Source organism: Chitinophaga sp. CF418, from assembly GCF_900142925.1.
Classification (GTDB): domain Bacteria; phylum Bacteroidota; class Bacteroidia; order Chitinophagales; family Chitinophagaceae; genus Chitinophaga.
On record NZ_FRCN01000023.1, the window covers coordinates 41,351 to 62,068 of the forward strand.

15 protein-coding genes are annotated in these 20,718 nt (G+C 43.8%); 10 read left to right on the forward strand and 5 right to left on the reverse strand.

Features of this window, described 5'->3' with window-relative positions:
- Positions 1–178: 178 nt before the first annotated feature.
- Positions 179–865 carry a hypothetical protein gene (locus tag F3I09_RS33770; protein ID WP_149699471.1) on the forward strand — a complete coding sequence of 229 codons (687 nt, stop codon included), beginning with the start codon at positions 179–181 and terminating at the stop codon, positions 863–865.
- Between the two features lie 159 nt (positions 866–1,024).
- Positions 1,025–1,624, forward strand: coding sequence for a hypothetical protein (locus F3I09_RS33775; RefSeq protein WP_149699472.1), 600 nt, complete (start codon positions 1,025–1,027; stop codon positions 1,622–1,624).
- A gap of 83 nt (positions 1,625–1,707) precedes the next feature.
- On the opposite strand, the gene F3I09_RS33780 is transcribed toward F3I09_RS33775, so the two are convergent.
- Together F3I09_RS33780 and F3I09_RS33785 are read right to left on the reverse strand one after the other, a co-directional pair.
- A complete protein-coding gene (locus F3I09_RS33780; protein WP_149699473.1) occupies positions 1,708–2,478 on the reverse strand; it encodes a DJ-1/PfpI family protein in 771 nt (256 codons plus the stop codon).
- A gap of 65 nt (positions 2,479–2,543) precedes the next feature.
- Positions 2,544–3,476, reverse strand: a complete 933-nt coding sequence (locus F3I09_RS33785) for a GlxA family transcriptional regulator (protein WP_149699474.1) — start codon at positions 3,474–3,476, stop codon at positions 2,544–2,546.
- 409 nt (positions 3,477–3,885) lie between these two features.
- Between F3I09_RS33785 and F3I09_RS33790 the strand changes: the two genes are divergently transcribed.
- The 7 genes from F3I09_RS33790 (at position 3,886) to F3I09_RS33820 (ending at position 12,061) form a co-directional block, all read left to right on the forward strand.
- Positions 3,886–4,209 (forward strand): DUF4870 domain-containing protein, encoded by a 324-nt coding sequence (locus tag F3I09_RS33790; protein ID WP_149699475.1) that lies wholly within the window; start codon positions 3,886–3,888, stop codon positions 4,207–4,209.
- A gap of 68 nt (positions 4,210–4,277) precedes the next feature.
- Positions 4,278–5,141, forward strand: a complete 864-nt coding sequence (locus F3I09_RS33795) for a hypothetical protein (protein WP_149699476.1) — start codon at positions 4,278–4,280, stop codon at positions 5,139–5,141.
- A 203-nt stretch (positions 5,142–5,344) separates the two neighbouring features.
- Positions 5,345–6,319: a hypothetical protein gene (locus tag F3I09_RS33800; protein WP_149699477.1), complete on the forward strand. Its 975-nt coding sequence runs from the start codon at positions 5,345–5,347 to the stop codon at positions 6,317–6,319.
- 295 nt (positions 6,320–6,614) lie between these two features.
- Positions 6,615–7,886 carry a sugar MFS transporter gene (locus F3I09_RS33805; RefSeq protein WP_149699478.1) on the forward strand — a complete coding sequence of 424 codons (1,272 nt, stop codon included), beginning with the start codon at positions 6,615–6,617 and terminating at the stop codon, positions 7,884–7,886.
- A 294-nt stretch (positions 7,887–8,180) separates the two neighbouring features.
- A complete protein-coding gene (locus F3I09_RS33810) occupies positions 8,181–10,007 on the forward strand; it encodes a T9SS type A sorting domain-containing protein (RefSeq protein ID WP_188134069.1) in 1,827 nt (608 codons plus the stop codon).
- Positions 10,008–10,385: 378 nt separating this feature from the next.
- Positions 10,386–11,258, forward strand: a complete 873-nt coding sequence (locus tag F3I09_RS33815) for an AraC family transcriptional regulator (protein ID WP_149699480.1) — start codon at positions 10,386–10,388, stop codon at positions 11,256–11,258.
- Positions 11,259–11,323: 65 nt separating this feature from the next.
- Entirely contained in the window at positions 11,324–12,061 is a 738-nt protein-coding gene (locus F3I09_RS33820; RefSeq protein WP_149699481.1) for an SDR family oxidoreductase, read from the forward strand.
- A 186-nt stretch (positions 12,062–12,247) separates the two neighbouring features.
- On the opposite strand, the gene F3I09_RS33825 is transcribed toward F3I09_RS33820, so the two are convergent.
- From F3I09_RS33825 to F3I09_RS33835, 3 genes are all read right to left on the reverse strand, one after another.
- A complete protein-coding gene (locus F3I09_RS33825; protein WP_149699482.1) occupies positions 12,248–14,050 on the reverse strand; it encodes an amidohydrolase in 1,803 nt (600 codons plus the stop codon).
- A 174-nt stretch (positions 14,051–14,224) separates the two neighbouring features.
- On the reverse strand, positions 14,225–15,559 hold the full coding sequence (locus F3I09_RS33830; protein WP_223233472.1) for an alginate export family protein: 1,335 nt from the start codon (positions 15,557–15,559) through the stop codon (positions 14,225–14,227).
- Positions 15,560–16,176: 617 nt separating this feature from the next.
- Positions 16,177–16,761: a Crp/Fnr family transcriptional regulator gene (locus tag F3I09_RS33835; RefSeq protein ID WP_149699484.1), complete on the reverse strand. Its 585-nt coding sequence runs from the start codon at positions 16,759–16,761 to the stop codon at positions 16,177–16,179.
- Between the two features lie 789 nt (positions 16,762–17,550).
- On the opposite strand from F3I09_RS33835, the gene F3I09_RS33840 reads away from it, so the two are divergent.
- The gene (locus F3I09_RS33840; protein ID WP_149699485.1) at positions 17,551–19,914 is read left to right on the forward strand and encodes an ABC transporter permease; all 2,364 of its coding nucleotides are present in this window, start codon (positions 17,551–17,553) and stop codon (positions 19,912–19,914) included.
- Positions 19,915–20,718 lie beyond the last annotated feature (804 nt).

Consider the following 20,718-nt stretch of genomic DNA (forward strand, 5'->3'; position numbering starts at 1 on the left):
ATATTAATTTAGCGAAGTATCCAAATAATTTTGGTCGTATTGGGGCGTAAGACGCAACAGCGGAAGGTGAATTTCATGAGGCTAAGTGTATTGGCGGAGAGACACTGAATTAATAAAAAGTATTATATTAGCATGGCACATAAAAGATATTCCTGCATTCCCTGAATTGCCAATACCTATGAATTATCAGATCATAAGAGATGAAAATATCCTCAAAGAATTTATTGCATGGCTGCCAGACCTTGAAGAAGGAGAAACCTACTATGTAGGGTTATTGGCAAGAGGCAAGTATGCAGAGGGGAATACTATTAAATCCGACAAGCAGCAGCTAAAAAGATTCACCAGCCGGAAGGAAGACCTTTTTTATAAGATCTGGCAACTGGAATGTCCTGTAGGAGCTTATACGCAGAAAGGCACTCCTGTTCCGCAGGAATCTCTGGCCATCTACATTACGCCTAATCCCCGTAGTATGTATGATGCTACGTTTAGTGGCCTTACCACACTTGCCAAATGCATACAACATCAGAAGAAAACACACAATCCTCACCAGGAAGTGATGAATGAGATACAACGCTCAAAAAGCAGAAGTTGTTTTGTCGATTTCGATATCGACTATAAGGAAGCTGATTATGAACAATTTCTGAAGCCTTGGGTCTTTGAAAGAGTAGGCAATACTGCTAATGTAAGGTTCATTGAAACAAGGGGTGGTTACCATGTACTTGTTGACCCTTCAACGGTAGAAGAGCCGTTTAAAAAGAACTGGTACCAGGAACTGGCGAAACACCCACATACAGACCAGACAGGAGATCAGCTGATACCGATCCCGGGATGTACGCAGGGAGATTTTATGCCAAGGTTTGTGTAGGAGATATTCTATACGCTGAATTTCTTCGGATTAACGGTAGAGTAGCCCTTAAGTTGCCCTTTTTTGCGATCTCAACTATTCAAAAAAATCAACTATTGTCCATCCTACAAAGATTATATATTCTAAATAATATATATTTGATCCTTATTTCAAACTCCTATGGACACTTTAGACATCGTGAAGATTTTAGGCACGGGGATCGCCGGATTTGGTTTTTTGCTGATGTATCTCGCGTATAAACTGATTGCCAGCCTGGTTACGCTGCCAAAAGTTAACCCAGCCATTCTTAAAATGATCAACCGCTATATGGTGGTTTGTTTCGTCATGACCGTAACAGTGGGCGTATTTACGTTTATGTCCACCTCTTACAAGAATGATTTGATTTCCAGCCAGGAAGCCGTGATCAAAAGCAAGGATACCGCACTGAACATCCTGACCACATCTCAGAAAAGTAAACTGCTTTCCGACAGCGTATCAAAAGCTACTGACAGCCAGACTATCGCTCAGGTACAGTCCAGGCAAAACAGCTATCTCGACACACTGCAGAAGTACATCGAAAGCCGGCACAATCCCACGCAGCGTGACAGGTTTAACCATTACAAGAATTCACTTTCCACCATCGCTGACTCATTGACTATGTCAACTGTGGATCATAAAAGGAGGGAATTCCTGAAAGAGAAGTACGTAACGCTCAACGATTCGATTAGCAGATTATCGCTGAAAGTAGTGGACAACCAACAACCCGCCAGCAAAAATTAAGCTATAACATACATGGATAAAGCCTGCTGCATTATTTGGCAGCAGGCTTTATTTCCATTACTTGCTAAAGGCGGTCGGTCCTCTCAATGCTTCACCACCAGTCCCTGCCCGGGCACATACTTATCATATTCCATGTGCCTGGCAATACGCATCGCTTCAGCCTCTCCCTTCAACCTCGCCACCAGGTGCAGCGCACCGTCTATGCCTGCGGAGATACCTGCAGTGGTAATGATACGTCCATTATCTACATAACGTACATTAGCCAGTACTTTGGCGGATGGCACAGCCTTCTGCAATGATTGGATGCTATTATGAAAGGTTGTCACCGTGAGACTGTCCAGCAAACCGGCACGTCCCAGCACGAATGCACCTGTACACACAGAGAAGTAGCCTTTCGTGCTGCCATCACGGCTTTTGATCCAACTGATCACTTCCGGATCACCAGCGGCAACATCATCATCTCCACCGAATATGGCAAAAATATCTGCCGGTGGCGCATCCTGTATACTGTAGTCGGGATTCACTTTTAATATGCCCTGTATGGTTACAGGCGCCTTGGTTTTACCTACGGTAAATATTTTAAACCCGGCATAGGAAAACACTTCCAACGGCCCAGCAAAATCAAGCACTTCTGTACCGTCGTACAGGTAGAAGCAGATGCTGGATAGCTGCTGCCCTGGTACCAGGGCGGTATCACGGAGCACCAATGTCATGCCACAATGCGGGCATACACCTGGCTTATGATATACGATAGCGTCGCATTGGCCACAAGGTGGACAAACATAATCGGGTTCTTTTTGTTGTGCCATTCCCCATAAAGGCATGCACAACAGTAAAATAAACAGATGTTTCATATACTATTATTATACACGCAAATTACGGCAGGGCATCGTGCAAAGAAGGACAACGAACCTGCTAATCAGGCCATTTTAGCTGTTACACCCGCCTTCTTTGCCAGCTGGCTCAGTTGCCGGGTACTGCCAATGCCGCAGGTCCTGGCAACCCATGCCAGTTTCTGGCCATCCTTCAGCAATTGTGTGGCCTTTTCTTCCCGCAGATTACGGATGTAATCTCCAATGGTAATGCCCGTCGTAGACTTGAACAGGCGGGTGAGATTCCGCGACGACATAAACACCATTGCCGCCAGTTCGGTGATTGTCAGTTTTGTGTGCAGATGATGAGTAATGTAATCCTGTACTTCATGTACCTGGTGATTGATATGCTGCCGGTGCTGCAGATGGATACTATGCTGGGATGCCTCCCCGTCGCGACGGATGTATACCACCATGTCTTTGGCTACCGTATATGCGAAAGTAGGACCATAATGTTCTTCCACCAGGAACAATGCCAGGTCTATACCCGTAGAGATGCCCGCGCTGGTGTAAATATTATCGCTCTTTACGAACAACCTGTTTTCTATTACCTGCAACTTTGGAAAGTGTTGCTGTAAAGCGACGGTATAGCCCCAATGCGTAGTGCAGCTACGCCCATCGAGCAGCCCGGCCACCGCCAGCGCAAATGCAGCCGTGCAAACAGAACATACGGTAGCGCCTACCGCAGCAGCGTGTTGCAGCCATGGTATCCATACGCTGTCATCTGTATGGTCCCACTTTGAAATGTCCATTCCAGCTACAATCACTATATCGTCGGATCGAATGCTGATGGCATCCAGTGGCTCTACACGGGTGAACCCCAATCCTGAAGAAGTACCAGGCGCAGTATAGGGCGACACATATCGCAATTCATACGGATGTCCGCAACATCCTGCTTCGTAAAAAACCGTGACTGCCCCCGCCAGATCCAGCAGATGCACATGGTCAAACAGAAAAAATACGACTCGCTTCTTTTCCATGATACTAAGATAGGCAATGAATCGCCTATAATTGGGGCATACTCCAGGGGCCTGGTATCCATGCCAGCAATTTTGATCCGGATCAAGCTAGGAAAAGCTGGCGCCCTTGCCGATGTTACCGACGCCCTTGCCGTGGCTCCCTCCTGGCAAGTTTAATCTTACAAAACACGCCAGCTTGAAAATTGTTGATTCGCAGGGTATCTGATAATGACAAACGCCAGTCTAAAAGGGAATGCTCTTAATGGCATACGTAACTATTTACATCACAACCAATTAAGAAAACTGTAGTCGTTTTGTATACACATTTATACCGGAAAGTAGACATTCCGTAGCCACCTGAAGTTTGCTGTTGAAGAGATGCCTGTTCACCTTTGTGCCGGTAATAACACCACATGTAAACCATCTCACCATGAGCACAAAAACACTATCTATTCTCTCTTATGTAACATTGATCGGCTGGGCAATTGCCTATTATTCAGGTAAAGACAGGGCCGACAAGCTGCTCAGATACCATTTACGGCAGTCACTGGGATTGGCCATTATCAGTATTCTTCTCAGCATTGTGTTGAACATTATTGCAAGTATTATTCCTGCATTGGCCTTTCTGAGTTTGCTTAGCCTTGTAATCACTATCTTTTGGGTGCTGGGGATCATAAACGCAGTCAATGGAGCGCTAAAACCTGTTCCGGTTTTCGGGAGAGCATTCGAGAATAAGTTTTCTTTTATTGGTTAATTTGGCTTTGCCGATAAGCTTCGCTTCTTCAGATGGAGGAAGCGAAGCATTAGACAACTGTAGGAAAAATGAGTACAGGAAAAATTAAAGAATTTATTGCCCCAACCGGCGTGAGCCAGTTTAGTAGTCTATTTCTTGCGATTACCAGAATAGTATTGGGCATTTATGTGTTACGTACCGACCCCTTATCTTCCGGATTCGGATATCTCCTGATACTTTTATTTTCCATTTCGGTAGCAAGGCATCTCCTTTTTTACTTTAGTAAACCAATGCCCGATAATATATATAATTTTTCCCTTGACCTGCTCACTCCATGCTTATTTGGATTCATACTGTATCATGTCTTCTCCATATATCAGGCAGATCTTTTATCGCTTTTAGTCAGCTTTTTTTTACCTGCCATAATTTATTGCTTTCTATTTGCAGGTGCCCCTCATCAAGGAATGGGTAAAAGCACCTTTTGGGGAGGACTGTTTTGCTATGTATTGTCTTTTCTTCTCGTGTTAAATTATTCGTTTGATTCTTCAGCCCCTGTAGTTGAGAAATATTTTTTAGCAAATAAATACGTAGTATCTGTCGGGTCTGATGATGAGGGGTATGCAGGAGAGGCTTACTACTTTGACCTTATCCATCCCGATAGTATTTCTACACCTGCCTATTGGGTAGATATAGATCAGAAAACCTGTAAGTACTATCATCATAGCTGGAAGTATAAAATGATAAAACTTGAAAATGAAACTTTTATGATACTGGACAAAAAGACCTCTTCCAACCTTAAACATCAGTGTTATTTTCTGTTGCAAAAAACCAATGGCCCTATTCATAAAAGAATCACTACAGAACTGCAATACGCTCAATTTGAAAAAGGAGATACTTTCAATATTGAAAAACATAGAGGGCTTTGGGGGATAGAATGGTTGACTTACCGGTAATAAAACGGATGAAGCTGAAAGTGCGCCATATCGCGAAATTTGATTAGACGAGCACAAATAAAAAAGCTTCAATTTTTGACCTTGATGATTTTCTGTGATCACAGGTATTGGAAACTCGAACCAGATTGTTAATGACTAAACTCAACTGCACAATATCTGATGCCGTGTGAGTTACATCGCAATACGAACAAAAAAGTAAAAGAATGATCAGAAAGATTCAGCAATTAGCAATCCCATTGCTACTATTATTGGCTGCTACCCCGATTCTCAAGGCCCAGTCCTCTCCCTCTCTATTAGTAGTATATGATGACTACTCGGGCAAAAGAACAGGCCTCACTTATTGGAAAAATGGGGAAACAATCCAGTTGACGGATGGTACAACGTATGCAGGGGCATCAGCAATTGCTATGTCTGGCAATGATGTGTATGTCGCCGGTTATCAAAATAACCTTGCAGGAGAGCCTGTTGCAACCTATTGGAAAAATAAGGAAGCGATCAAACTCTCTGATGGGAAAACATATGCAAAAGCAAATGGAATAAGTATATCCGGTCCAGATGTACATGTGATTGGAAATGATGGCAGCCAGGCGGTATATTGGAAAAATGGAGCGGCTACCTCATTTGGTGAAGGCACTAAATTATATGCCCTTTCCGTCAGCGGGAACGATGTTTATATAGCCGGTTGCCGGGCAAATGATCAGGGAGAATATGTTGCCACCTACTGGAAAAATGGGAACGAAAAAGCGCTGACCGATGGTAAGAAGAGTGCAGAAGCGAATGCTATTGCCATATCCGGCAATGATGTTTATGTGGCGGGTTTTACAATTGATTCGGCCGGGAGAGAAATTGCCATGTATTGGAAAAATGGTAAGCCTGTCGTTCTTCCGGATGGATGCAGGGCAAATGCAATTGCCATATCCGGCAATGACATATACGTAGCTGGGATTGACAGAAATGAAGCAGGTGCCAATATCGTTGTTTGCTGGAAGAATGGGACAGCCGTCCGGCTAACCAGTGGGAATGAAGCCGCAGGCGCTGGCGTAAAGGTCATCACTGTAGCCGGAAATGACGTTTATTTGGCGGGCTATCTTGATGGCATAGCCACATACTGGAAAAATGAAAAGCCGGTAAGTCTAAATGATATAACGGGGGGAATAACCGGGATGGTGGTTAGATAGGGAGATTAAATTTTACAATAATTATAATATTCGTGCTCTTTATCTCATTTAATATGAGAAAAAGAGCACTTCTTTTTGTAATTTAAGCCTGCGCGGGGCGTTGATCCAGGTCAGTGTCGGTATTATGAGAAAACATCCTAAAAGGTACCGGCGAACGGCTAACAGTGCCCTTGTAATAATTCCATGGAATATGAAGAAGATATGGCAGCAGCCCTTGAGGTAGGGATAAACCATGGACGATGAAAGAACCGGATGCTAAACCTTAAATTTTTTATTATCCTCCAAAACCACGTATATGCAAAACATTCAAACCAATAAGTTATTCTGGGCAAGCTGCCTGGCATTATTAGTAACTTCTCTTTCCTTCGGTATCCGCGCAGGAATGATGAACCAATTAGGGGTAGATTTCCACCTGAACGCGACTCAACTGGGTTCCATTACGGCTACCGCTTTCTGGGGTTTTCCACTGGCTATGGTCATCGGCGGTGTTATAGTCGACATCATCGGCATGAAACGCCTGCTGGTCATCGCTTTTCTTTTTCACCTGGCCGGCATTGCACTCACTATTTTTGCACAGGGTTACTGGACGCTGTTTTTCTCCACCCTGCTGATTGGTATTGCCAATGGCACAGTAGAAGCGGCCTGCAATCCACTGGTGGCTGCACTTTACCCTAAGGAAAAGACAACGAGACTAAACTATTTTCACCTTTGGTTTCCGGGAGGTATCGTGATCGGTACATTGGTGGTTACCTTGTTTGTCAACCTAAACCTGGGCTGGCAGTTGCAGGTGGCTACCATGCTGATTCCTACCCTGATCTATGGTTTCTTGTTTTCGCGGCTTGATTTTCCGCTCACTGAAAGGGTTTCATCTGGTTATTCCAGCGGTGACATGTACAGGGCAGTACTTACGCCACTGTTCATCTTCATGCTTATTTGTATGTTAATGACTGCGATCACTGAACTTTTCACCGGTCAGTGGATAGGCCTCCTGCTAAAAAACGTGACCGACAATGCGCTGCTGCTGCTAACGCTAACGACTGGTATTATGGTCGTTGGCCGGGCCTTCGCCAAGCCGATCGTTAAAAAGCTGGCACCGCAGGGTGTTCTCCTGTTTTCAGCCATTTTCGCCGCTGCAGGGCTTTATATGCTGAGCACATTTACAGGAAACTCGGTGTTCCTTGCCGCCCTGATCTTCGGTATCGGAGTATGTTACTTCTGGCCAACCATGATCGGTTTTGTTGCCGAGAATATCCCGCAGTCCGGTGCATTGGGGCTTAACCTGCTGGGTGGTGCCGGAATGTTCGCCGTATCCATATACACTATGTTCATGGGGGGATTTTATGACGGTTTGATTGTTAAGTACCTTCCTGCAGGTGCTAGTCTGGGTACTTATGCGGCCGCGGCCGAAGGAACTCCCGAAGCTGCCGCGCTGAACGAGGCAAAGAACCTTGCAGGCCCTGAAGTATTACAGGTCACTTTAGTGCTGCCCATTATCCTGATTGTCGCTTTTACATGTCTGGTAGTTTACATGAGATATAGAAAATCCAGGCAACTCGCCGCTGCCTAAGCTATTTGATAGACGGATCGCTTAACCATAAGAAAAGCCATTAAATGTAGTTATTTCTATGTTTAATGGCTTTTCAGCTTTCACAGAACCCCGCTTTAAAATCATATACTCTGATTCTATATGATGACGATATTACCATAAGGCAAACAGTGACCTTTAAAAACGACATGGAGCAGAAATAGCTACTATTCACGGGCGACTGCATGTCCGTTACAGGTGTGTCTGCTTATCTTTTCAATGATATTCTGTCACCCCTTTTACAATAACCCTTTTGTTGACTTAAAACTTTCCCACATGAACAAACATCTATACCTGGCTATTATTGCCTGGCTTATTGGTTTGAGCACTACCCAGGCACAAAATGCGGATCAGCTGTATTACAACACCTTCGCATTGCAATTCCACTACAAAGCAGCAAGTTTCGTCGTAGACACGCCATTGGTAGCTTCTGCTCCACAAGCCTTTCTGTTATGGAGCGCCAACGTGTACCAGGATTCCACGAAAAGTTCTTTATCGCTCGATCAGTTTGATGCCAACGGCAACTTCATCTCAGAGCATGTGGTACCACAACCCGGCAAGCTGTTACCTTCCCTACTGCCAAAGAAAATCTTTCGCATGAAAAGCGGTAAAGGTTACTATCTCTTAGGCTACGTGATCCAGTCCACTAACCTGATCAATGGCATCCCTGTGTACTCCACACCAGTACTCATCCGCCTGGATCAGCTGCTGAACCCTATCTGGGTACAGAAGCTGCACTTCTCTGCGGTTACCACTGCCAACGCCAACGCGCTCATTGAGTACAATGATCTTATTGAAGCTATTAACGGCGATGTGATCATTGCAGGCCGCTACAGCCCCTCGCCAGCAGGTCAGCAGATCAACATACTGGTAACCCGCCTCACCAACGCCGGCGCCATCGTGTGGAACTACCAGTACTCCACCAACTTCACCTGTAACGCTAACGCGCTGGCCCTGACAGAAGCCACCGATAACAACATCATCCTGACTGGTTATGTAGAGCTGTGTACTAGTGGCTTTGGTGGCCCACGCCAGGTACTCTTCCTCCGTCTCCAACCTACCGGTATCCCTGTTACTGGTTTCGCTTATCTCGGTGCCACCACTGAATCTGCCGGCACCAAGATCGTGAAACGTACCAACATTGCCGGCAACGATGCCTTCTTCATATCCGGCTTCACCGATGTCACAGCCGCCACCGGCGCAGCTAACAGACAGGTACTGATACTGGACGTAAGAGAAAGCGGCACCATCGTAGGCTCCTTCCATGTTGGCGATGCCGGCACAGAAGAGTCCAACGACCTCGTTATCCGCAACCTGGGCAACGAAAACTACTACCTATATCTCACCGGTTTCACCACCAGCTACTACACTGCCGTGAGTAAAGAAGTATTCTACCTGCAACTGCGCTACCTGCCTGGTTCCCTGGGTCTCGTGGAGTTCAGCACCTTCCCGCAGACGGCCAACTACACCGAAAGGTATGGCCTTGAAATAAAAGCTGCCGGCAAAGACAAGTTCGCGATACTGGCCAACGCCAACTACATCACCAGCAGCACCAGCAGCACAAGTACGTTTACCAACGTGCTTCTCCGCGATCTCAGCACCACCAACCAGCAGTGTATCAAATTACACCAGCCACCGGTAGGTAGCATCAACTTCAGTCCTAAACAGCTCACGGTATCACCGACAGCACTCTCTTTCAAACCTTATGCGGAGAAATATATCGTGTTCCAGAAAGTATTTCCCAAACTGCTCTGTGGTCAGTTCACCGTCAACGCATACGATGCACTCAACAGCGGCGTGATAGAACAACGGATAGCCGCGCCAACTATGCCACTCAACAAAGTGGCGCCGGTAACCAAACTGGAAACCGTGAACATCTATCCTAACCCGGCCAGCAACTACGTCTTTATCGAATACAACAAACCTATTACCTCCAAAGTGCTGGTGAAAGTGTTTGGTCCCGATATGCGCTTGCTGAAAACTATTGATATCAATGACAACAACAGGAAAACGTTGTCACTCGACGGCCTCCCATCCGGCTTGTATTTCATACAGGTGGGCGATAATAATAAAAACGAAACATTTAAGATAATGAAAAACTAAGGACTACTTGATCACATAAAAAGAGGGTGTCTTTCAAAAGGCACCCTCTTTTTATGTCGCAAATCTTAGCGGTGTCTTTTTTCGGCATGAATGCCATCAATTGTGCGGCGGGTTGAGATGGGAGCCCTGTCGTCTCTTGTAATCCCAGGTATCGGAACCTCGAACCGGATTATGCAGAATTTATAACCAATTACAATATTTAAACAGCAGTATTTCTGGTGAAATGAAGGCAATTCAGCTCTTCCAGCAGGGAATTTGTGTACAAACTACGGGATAAAAGAGTGATTACAAAATATAAAAAAAGAATGCGAATTTTGTAATAATCACAAGTTAGCGGTCATTGTGTAGCAACACCTTACAAAATTTTGAGCAAATAATATGCAGGAACAAAAAGGGAAATATGAAGGCTTACAGCATGATGAGCTGGGGATAAAGATTCGATCAAACGACAATCCTTATCTGTCAGTTGATCCTCAAAAAAATTTGCTGCAACCCCGCAGATTATCTTCTTATTTTATTGTATTAATTGAAAGCGGTTCAATTACATACAATTTAGAATCACAAGACTATACGCTTACTGACGGGCACCTGCTTTTTGCGATGCCCAATCAAATTTTTACGCCACCCGCTAAAACAGACAATCTTAAATATTGCAAATTGCTGTTTGATGAAAATACATTGGCCTTGTTGCCACAACAATTTCCCTTTTTAGTCAACCCTTTAAACGCACCAACCATAGCTCTTGACAGTGCTGCAAAAGAAAGAGTAATAAAGGTTTTTGGAATTTTAAACCAGATACTGTACTTAGATAAATATGAGACCGACACTGAAATAATATTAGCTTATTTGAACTCATTGCTATCAGAATTAAACAGCGCCTATTTCAAAAACAAAGAACCCGCCAATATCTTAAACGCTAACCTTTCAAAGTTTATTGAGTTCAAATTAGTTGTGGAAACGTCCCTTACAGAGCAACCTTCTATCAACGCAATTGCAGAAAAATTAGCTTTATCTACCAACAGTTTATACCGGATTGTAAAAGAATACGCCGGCACATCGCCCAAAGACTATTTTATTAACCGCTTGATAGCGGAAGCTCAGAGAAAATTGCGCTATTCTAATATTTCTATCAAAGAATTGGCCTATGAATTAGGCTTTAATGACCCAGATTATTTTTCAAGGCTCTTCAAAAAAAGTACAGGAAAAAGCGCCAGTGAATTTTTACCCAAGCAAGATTTGTCGGGAGAATAAACAGATTTGTCCATTCCCGCAATTTTTGGCTCCCCTACTTTTGCTTTATAAAATTCACGCACAAAATGAAATTTGCATTAGTAACAGGAGCCAACAAAAGCATTGGCTTTGAAGTTGCCCAGCAACTTGCTCAAGAAGGAATGTATGTTTACCTCGGCAGTCGTAATTTAGAAAACGGCGTTGAAGCCGTTGGTAAATTAAAAGCAAAGGGACTAAACGATGTAGAAGTTATTCAGCTTGACATTACGGACGACGAATCAGTAATTAAAGCCCGTAAAGAAATAGGTAAAAAAACAAACGTGTTGGACATACTTATTAATAATGCGGGTATTTATGGTGGTTACCCGCAAACGGCACTTGACGCCACTATTGACCAGTTTAAAGCAGCTTATGATGCAAATGTTTACGGCGCGGTGCGGGTTACACAGGCATTTATTGATTTATTGAAAAATTCGTCAGCACCTCGTATAGTAAATGTAAGTTCAAGTCAAGGCTCAATTACACTACACAGCGACCCGACATATAAATACTACGACTACAAAGGCGCTGTATATCTTTCTTCCAAATCAGCCTTGAATATGTACACTGTGGTTTTAGCATACGAGTTTAAAAACACTCCCTTCAAAATAAATGCCGTTTGCCCGGGATATACAAAAACAGATTTCAACGGACATCGTGGGCCCGGAACTATTAAAGATGCCGGAAAACGGATCGTAAAATATGCACTGATTGACGATGATGGCCCAACAGGGAAATTTTTTAGTGAGGAAAATAATCCTGAAACAGGAGAAATACCCTGGTAGTGCAGATAAGTTAACCTAAATGAAACCCGGTAAGCAGACATAAGTCTATTTATAAAAATGGAGAAAGGCAAACCATCGTGGTCCATTTAAGGACCCTCAAGTTTAGCCTTCCTCCTGGGATTGTTATAGAGGATCATGGATCACACAACTACAGGTTGGTCGACCTGAAATGTGCGCGGGTTATGTTTATTTCTCAAAATGGTAACCGCCGAAGTATTTCACGGGCGACCATGACGGTAGCGGATCCGCGATCTTTGGTGAGAGATCACTGTATTTATCTGAGCCGTAAACTACTCTTCCGCCTACTACGGTCAGCACAGATTGCAGGTTTTTGATCTGGTCGTCAGTCACAGAAAAGTAATCATCACTCAGCAGCACGAAGTCTGCAAGATTTCCAGGTGCGATGCGTCCCTTATCACTTTCCTGATACTCGAACCAGGCGGCACCGATGGTGTATAATTTCAGGGCTTCTTCACGTGTCAGGCGGTTATCCTCAGCCAGAATGACGTTACCAGAAACAGCTTTGCCAGTTACTGCCCAACTGATCCCTATCCAGGGGTTACCGGGAGAGACGCGGAAAGCATCCGATGTCAACGACAAAGGAATGCCGCTTTTCATCAGAGCGCTGAATCTTGGTGTGTACAAAGCTTTTTCTCTGCCATGGGTCTTTGCAAAAGCTTCTCCGTGCAGCGCCATTTTTGCGTCAAGTGCGATACCGCCGCCTAACCTTTTTATCCTTGCGATATTTTCATCGCTGATCGTTTCTGCATGTTCTATACTCCAGCGCATGCCGTCCAGTGGCGTGGTCTTGACCACTTCTTCCATTGCGTCCAGGAAAGGCGTCAGATTTTCGTTGTAGGTTATGTGCATACGGAAAGGGATCCTCTTTTGTATGAGTTTACGTACATCTTCTTCCGCGTATTGCCTCATTTTCTCTTTTGGAATGATCACAGTTGGCCTGTCAAAATTCTCATGGTCATGGATCTCGGCACGGAGTACCTCGCCGGTCCCTTCATACTCATAGCCATGCTCCAGATTGGGGTGCAAATTTTGTCCCGGGCTCAAAGGTGAGATCTTCGTGATCCTGTCTATCTCGGTATCTACCCAATTTTTTTCAGGATCATAACTGAACCCGAGGTCAGCGAACGGAAATCGGATATTTAGCCTATTTTCATTAATAAGGGTTTGAAGGGGTGCGTGACCTTCAGGGTAACCAATGAGGCTGGAGTTGTCAATGACAGAGGTTATCCCGAAACGATTCAGGTCTTTGATCAGATATTCAAGGGAGCTAACCTGCTCCTCCGGTGTCGCTGTCGGCAACATGGCATCCATTGCCAGAAATACGAAAGTATATCCTTCGATCACCCCCGTATAATTGCCTTTATCGTCCTTTTGGAGTTCAGTGCCGGGTAGCATCGGGAATTTTGACGTGCCGATGCAGAAGAATTTCATGGCCGGCTTGTTGAGCCATACCCTGTTGTAAGCATACTGAACATAAAGAGGTTTGTTTGGCACCGCTTTGTTCAATTCTTCAATTGTCGGATAACGTTGTTCCTTAAATTGATAAGGGGACCATGCGCCGTGCACCTTTACCCAATGGCCATCCGGCGTTCTCGCCGCTTGCTCGGTCAGCATTTCAAGCGCCCTTTTAAGCGTCGGCACATTATCCCATCTTACCTTATGATTAAAATTCTTCTCGTTCAGCGGATGCATATGAGAATCTTCCAGTCCGGGGATCAGGCGTCTGCCGTCTGCGTCGATCAGGCGGGTGTGCCCATCTTTAAGGGCAAGGATCTCGTCATCGTTGCCGACTGCATAGATCCTGCCGGCACTTACGGCAAGCGCCGTGGCCTGCGGCTGTGCTTCCGTCAGGGTCGTGATCTTAGCATGATAAACTATCAGGTCCGCACCGGCTGAAGAATTTCTCGTTTGCGCATGTGATCCTAAACCGATAAGTGCTGTTGTGAGTAATGCAATGGTTCTTTTCATAATTTTACGTTAGTGATATAATAGAATTCCCAATGTTATAGCGCCTTTTTGCCCTAATCCGACCAACACCAAAAAGATTGGATAGGCAATACGTATCTTTTATGTGAGCATGACCAGCAACATCACCACAAATAAAAGAGCCAGGATCAAAAGCAGGTTTTCATATATTTCTGATCAAAATTTAAAACCTAAGAGTGAACTGATAAAAACCCCATCTTTATGCTGGGGTATCACGTCATTGATAAAATCCCCGGTCTTAAAATATTGTACGCCGGCATTGTAGCTCAGAAACTTGCTGATCTGCCAGGATACCGTAGCAATGTAAGCTGTGCCAATATACTGGCTGTCTGAATTTGAGGAACCTAGCCTGAGCGTACCATCCGGGAGGTAAATACCGTCCTGCGGGGATTGCCGCCAGGAGAAGACCGTCTCTAAGGACAATAGCACATTCCCGACCGGGTTCCAGCTCAGGTTGGGATGAATAGACAGCAGGTTTGCCGGACCGGCCTGTGGGTTCATACCGAAATAACCGCCGTTCGGATATAAAGCGTTAAATGTGCCCAGTTTACCGTCGCCCTTTGCATCGTCGCCAGAAATAAAATCGCTTCGGAGCTTTACTGTCGGAGCCCCGTTCAGATTAGCGAAGCGATAAGCGACATCCATCGAACCGCCCCAGGCGCGGATATCTGCCGCACCAAACTTGCCCAACTGATAACCGATCTCAAAGTTGTAGAGCAGTTCATTTCCGATCGCCCACAACCGGGTACCTACGGTATGACGGGTTTCAGCGGCAACACCATCATCAAACCTGGTTTCACCTCGGTTGATACCCATATAATAAAGGTCGATATTGAGCATTTTAGCCGCATTATGTGTGCTGTAAATACCCCAAAGGCTCGATTTTCGGCTAATAATGGGATTATCAAACACACCGGTCTTTACACGGCCGGCCGCCATGAGGAAAGCATCAACATTCCATTTTGAGGAAGTATATGCCACCTTGGCTCCGTCGAAATACAAGCGAAGGTTGGGGCCTTCGCGGACATCGAGCAGCCGTCCGCTACCGTACTGCAATTCCTGGCGTCCTAACCGGATGGTCATCCTATCATCCATTCCCTTGTAAGGGATCAGGTCTATGAAAAGGTTTTGAACGTTCAGCTGATCTTCATCGATGGGCCGCGGTCCATTCTTTCGCCCGTTCTCCAAGCCACTTCGTAGCTGACCGAAGATCCTGATCCTGCTACTTAGATGCAGATCAGCATGCAGCTGGTACCGCTGTAGCAAGAAAATATTTCTGCCAACATTACTTGCGCCCCAGTCTTCGTGCTCTGCCCGGTCCAGTTCCCCCCGTAGCTCACCACCGAAGGAAACATAGGTTCTTCCGCTTTCCGAAAGCGGCAGGTATTTCAACCTGTTGTAAAAGGTCCGGCTGCTATCCTTCAAAGCTGAATAATCTTCATCAAAACGTAACAGTTTGAAATTTTGGGCATAGGAAAATTTTGCCAACATTAAGAGACTTATTAGTAATACAGTTTTTGGTTTCATCAGCCGTGCATATTTATTGATTGATCTCCCGACCCGTTTTGGTTGGGGCCGTTTTCCTTTCATCGTACATCGTTTTTTGGTTCCCAAAGGAGGGTTCCCCCCGTTCGCATATTTATATATTTCCATTCCGTTCGAATCATTTTTTGCAGCTTTTTAGAACGATAGTCAATGGAAATATGGATCCCCTGTACTACATGAACATCGTTATAAGAAATCATGCAAATCTCTGCAATCGGAATGCAACGGAACGAAGATGTTTGTCGGAAAAGTAAGTAGACAAATGTCTACTGTTTTAATTGAGGCAGGAAAATAGACTGGTTTAAACAACTCTTGCCGGCGATTGTCACGGCCTAAGCTATCTCTACAGATGCCTGGTTAAGAAGCAATGACAATGTTGAGGAAAACAATCGGCAAGCTCGGGATAGCGTACTATTATTCCGCATAATGCTTACCTGTAGCAGAACTTATGGCGTATGTTACCGCGCCCGATAACTGGCCCTGATGTTACTTCCTTAGGGGATATTCATTATTGGGCGATAGGCAGAAAAATGTTCTGCCTGTTAAGACAAGAAATAACAATGTTATTTTAAATTATGCCGGCGTTTGACACGGCTTAACGTATCTTTATTGATACCTAGATAAGAAGCAATGACATGCTGAGGAAAACGATCAACAAGCTCGGGATAACAATCAGCAAAATCTATATAACGCTTTTCAGCAGTGAAACTTATTGCAGCTGTGAGGCGTCGTTCATTGGCCATGATGTTACGTTCGTCGAGCTTGTTCATCATTTGCCGAAAGGCTGGAACCTTTTTCTCCAACTCCTTAGCGTTATCTAAAGTCATACAAAGCAAGTCGCATTGCTCCAAAGCATCGATATGGAATCGGCTTGGCGTTTGATTTATAAAACTTTCACGGTCGCCCATCCACCAATCCTTGATCCCAAGCCTCACAGTATGTTCCAGCCCCTTATCATCAACGAAATACATCCGCATCGCACCTTTTACAATAAATGCAAATTTCTTACAAACGTCTCCATTCTGCAAAATGTATTTCCTTTTCCCTAATCTGACTGGCGTAAAGTTCTGCCTTATCAATTCCTTATCCTCCTCTGTTAGTGGTCGAGAGCTAAATTTTTGCAGATAATTAATGTAAGCGTCGTACATATAACCCTTGCGTCTATTTTAAATATTGAAAGAATGTTTACGTTGTGCTAATATACAATAATTGAAATTTATTGCTAGATCCGTCGCAAAAATCATAATCCAATCAATTGACCTACTGATCGTTACAACGTGTGGCTTCAATGCATTACGGCTGACTTTCTCATTGATAGAAAAGTGGACGTTTGGAGCTTGACGCGAAGGCTTGTTTGGTCAAACCCGTATAAAGACGGGAAACATGAAATAGTTAAAATCGTAAAAGAGTCAGCATATGTTACGCGTCGATTTTTTCTAACCTCACAATTTACCAATTCGGAGTATCGGTTATTAGGTGATGAAATAGTGAAACAAGGTGGCTATTGGCAAGTTGACTTTGGAGGTATTGCGACAATAAACTTACCAGAACACTGTGCTCTCGATATCGACGCAATTTTCAAGATTTTTGATTTTAAACCAACTGAGATAATAGACGATTTGAGATAAATATGGAAGCCTAGTTACGTGTAAAGAAGGAAATGCAACTGGATGCAATGGAATTTATCTGTAAAAGACTGAATTTGATCTTGCAATGGTTAAATAGCCGCTAAGATTTAATCTTACAATTGTCATCTGATCACAGTGATATCAGGACGATAGAATTTCGACAAAATCGCACACCCAGATGTACGTTTTCGAACGATACGCCCAATGCGAAAATGCATGAAATGCTTATTGTCAATCTATTATGAAATTGGCATGTATTTTAGGTGATTGATAACCAATATAGTACAATATCAAACATACCATACGCGCATGTTTAAAACTTATTTCAAACTCGCCTACAGGAATGTCATCAGGGATAAAGCTTATTCCATTATTAATATATCAGGTTTAGCAATAGGCCTGGCATCGAGTATCCTGATCTTGCTTTGGGTGCAAAATGAACTGAGTTACGACAAGTTTCATAAAAATGCCGGCCAGATATATCGTATCAGCGGCGATTTCGGTGATTATAAAGCCGCGGTAAACGCGGAAGCCATGCCCGCCGGGTTAAAAGCACAAATACCGGTTGTTGAAAATACCGTCAGGTTTAGCAAGATCTCCACAGTGCTGTTTGAAGCAGGCAAAAGGAAATTTGAAGAAAAACGTGTATTCTACGCTGACCCGAGTTTCATGGATGTATTTTCTTTTCCCCTTGTACAGGGTGATCGTGCTACGGCATTAAAACAAGAAAATGGCGTTTTAATAACGCAGGAAATGGCTGCAAAATATTTTGGGAACCAAAATCCGATCGGTAAGATCTTACGAAAAGACAATCGTGAATATGTGATGGTAACAGGTGTTTTGGCCAACGTTCCGGCCAATTCAGACCTGCAGTTTGATTTTATACTGCCAATGGTTATTTTACAAAAAACGGATAAATATCCGGACAATAATAAATGGGAGGACTTTAATTTTTACACCTATATTCAACTAGCTCAAAGTTTTGACCCTTCTACCGCCAATTTATCCAGGCTGGTAAAGCAAATGACGCAGCTATTTCAAAGTCATAGTTCAATGGAGGTTGTATTCCAATTGCAGCCTTTAACCAAAATCCATCTGGCACCTGCAAGACTGGGGGATTTTCCGGGCCATGGGAATGCACAATATGTAAATATCTTTTTTATCGTCGCTATTTTGATACTTATAGTAGCTTGTATCAATTTTATGAACCTGGCTACGGCACGCTCGGCCCGGAGGGCGAAAGAAATTGGCTTGCGTAAAGTGGCGGGAGCCATGCGCGGACAACTGATCCTCCAGTTTTTAAGCGAGGCTGTTTTTATTTCATTTCTTTCGCTATTCCTTACGCTTGCGGTTGTCTGGTTATTTTTGCCAGCATTTAATGAAATAGCCGATAGAAAATTGTCCATTCCTTATTCAGATGTCAGATTTTGGTTAAGCCTCCTGGGTATAGCACTGCTAGCCGGATTGGTTTCAGGTAGCTACCCTGCCTTATTTCTCTCCGGCTTTAACCCGGTTAAAGTACTCAAAGGAAACGTAAGATCAATGGGCAGCAATTTGCTGTTTCGTAATGCCCTGGTCGTCATCCAATTCACGACATCTATCATATTGCTGATAGGTACTGCGGTTATTTATAACCAGCTTAAATTCATAAAAGACCGTAACCCCGGCTTTGAAAAGGCTAACCTTTTGTATATGCCCACCAAAGGGGAACTCTGGAATAAGCAGCAGACCTTAAAAAATGAGTTAAAACAAAATCCGCTTACCAGTGATTTCGCCATTACTTCTGACCTACCCACCAATCTGCTTTCCGGAAATGGAAGTGCAAACTGGGAAGGCAAAGATCCCAACTTACAAATAGTTTATCAATTGATGGATGTCAATGAGGATTTTATAGATGTATTTAAGCTGAAGCTTGTAAATGGGAGAAGCTTTTCGAGATCATTTCCGGCAGATTCAAATAATTTCATGGTCAACGAAAAAATGTTGAGCATTATGGGCTTAAATGCAGCCACTGCAGTTGGTAAGGCGTTTGAATTTACCGGTTATAAGGGTACGATCATTGGTGTTGTAAAGGACTTTAATTTCAAACCGGTGCAACAGGCTATAGAGCCACTGATCTTGCGCTATAATAAAGACGGCGGTTTTTTAGTGGTGAGAACATTGCCAGGCAAAACTGACGCAACTATACAGGCGTTGTCAAAGATAAGCCAGCAGCTTAACCCGGCCTACCCCTTCAAATTCGATTTCATCGACCAGGATATGGCCAATCTTTATAAAGGAGAACAAAATATGGGTAACATCTTTAACCTTTTTGCTCTTCTGGGCATCTTTATCTCTTGTCTCGGTTTATATGGCTTATCCGCCTTTATGGCCGAACAGCGTACCAAAGAAATTGGCGTGCGTAAGGTGTTGGGCGCCTCTGTGTTAAACCTCGTTTATTTATTATCCTCCGGTATCACCAGGTTGATCCTGGTTGCCATAGTTATATCAATACCGCTTTCATATTATGCAGTTAATAGTTGGCTGGCTGGTTTCGCATATCATATAAATGTTGGTTGGGTAGTATATTTCACGGCATCCCTGGCAGCTTTGGGAATTGCCTGGCTAACTGTTAGCTATGAATCTATAAAAGCAGCAATTGTTAATCCTATAAAGAGTTTAAGAGCAGAGTGATCCTCGTTATTCAAGCCGAAGGCTATTGCAATACAGGATAAGTGTAAGTTGAAGGTTTGACTATTATTTCTTAAGTGTCTGTTCAAGTATTGCCTATTACAATTTATCTGCCGGTTTTCAATGCATATCCTGCCCAAATGTTTTGTGCGATACGGCATTATGGTATCTGATATAAACCTCAACACGAGCTCTTCCAAGTAAAGTTCATCCATTTGCTCTCTACTCACATCTATTAATTGTACAAACTTCTCATTGTTAGCCAATCTTTTCAGAAAATTGTTAAACTCCGATGAAATTTCTCGAAACAATGAATTTCTAATTTCTTGATTAGTTAACGGAGAGCCTCCCGTATTCAATCTATTGAAGAGTCCAATGTAATATCAATCTTAAGGGTCATGTATTCTTCAAGGTCGTCAAAATCGTTTATCCGTTGGTTATGACTATCCAAGAATGAGAGAAAAGCCTCATCATTGCCACTTCCCCCAATTTTCTATTGAGATGGCCTCCCTTGTGATCCCGCAGGGGCAATTCTAATATTTTCAAATCTGCTACGGTTCAACCTAAGCGTATTTGTCTCTGGCACATAAACAAGCAACACATTTACGGCAGTCTGGGCTCAAAGGTTTCAAATCAAAGTCGTGCGCTTCGATTTAGCGGTTTAAATGGTTTGGAATTCTTAAATTTTAGAAGCATCTGATTTTCCAAACGCATATACAATGCGTGTCTAATTGCTTTCTTTGTTCAGCGGTGGGGTGACTAATATCGCAACTACGTTACTACGCTCAAACGAATGTGTTATGTGTT

Bases quoted from the DNA above. Each gene is read 5' to 3' on its own strand.
- F3I09_RS33770 (WP_149699471.1), top strand. From the start codon at position 179: ATGAATTATCAGATCATAAGAGATGAAAATATCCTCAAAGAATTTATT.
- F3I09_RS33775 (WP_149699472.1), top strand. From the start codon at position 1,025: ATGGACACTTTAGACATCGTGAAGATTTTAGGCACGGGGATCGCCGGA.
- F3I09_RS33780 (WP_149699473.1), bottom strand. From the start codon at position 2,478: ATGAAACATCTGTTTATTTTACTGTTGTGCATGCCTTTATGGGGAATG.
- F3I09_RS33785 (WP_149699474.1), bottom strand. From the start codon at position 3,476: ATGGAAAAGAAGCGAGTCGTATTTTTTCTGTTTGACCATGTGCATCTG.
- F3I09_RS33790 (WP_149699475.1), top strand. From the start codon at position 3,886: ATGAGCACAAAAACACTATCTATTCTCTCTTATGTAACATTGATCGGC.
- F3I09_RS33795 (WP_149699476.1), top strand. From the start codon at position 4,278: ATGAGTACAGGAAAAATTAAAGAATTTATTGCCCCAACCGGCGTGAGC.
- F3I09_RS33800 (WP_149699477.1), top strand. From the start codon at position 5,345: ATGATCAGAAAGATTCAGCAATTAGCAATCCCATTGCTACTATTATTG.
- F3I09_RS33805 (WP_149699478.1), top strand. From the start codon at position 6,615: ATGCAAAACATTCAAACCAATAAGTTATTCTGGGCAAGCTGCCTGGCA.
- F3I09_RS33810 (WP_188134069.1), top strand. From the start codon at position 8,181: ATGAACAAACATCTATACCTGGCTATTATTGCCTGGCTTATTGGTTTG.
- F3I09_RS33815 (WP_149699480.1), top strand. From the start codon at position 10,386: ATGCAGGAACAAAAAGGGAAATATGAAGGCTTACAGCATGATGAGCTG.
- F3I09_RS33820 (WP_149699481.1), top strand. From the start codon at position 11,324: ATGAAATTTGCATTAGTAACAGGAGCCAACAAAAGCATTGGCTTTGAA.
- F3I09_RS33825 (WP_149699482.1), bottom strand. From the start codon at position 14,050: ATGAAAAGAACCATTGCATTACTCACAACAGCACTTATCGGTTTAGGA.
- F3I09_RS33830 (WP_223233472.1), bottom strand. From the start codon at position 15,559: ATGTTGGCAAAATTTTCCTATGCCCAAAATTTCAAACTGTTACGTTTT.
- F3I09_RS33835 (WP_149699484.1), bottom strand. From the start codon at position 16,761: ATGTACGACGCTTACATTAATTATCTGCAAAAATTTAGCTCTCGACCA.
- F3I09_RS33840 (WP_149699485.1), top strand. From the start codon at position 17,551: ATGTTTAAAACTTATTTCAAACTCGCCTACAGGAATGTCATCAGGGAT.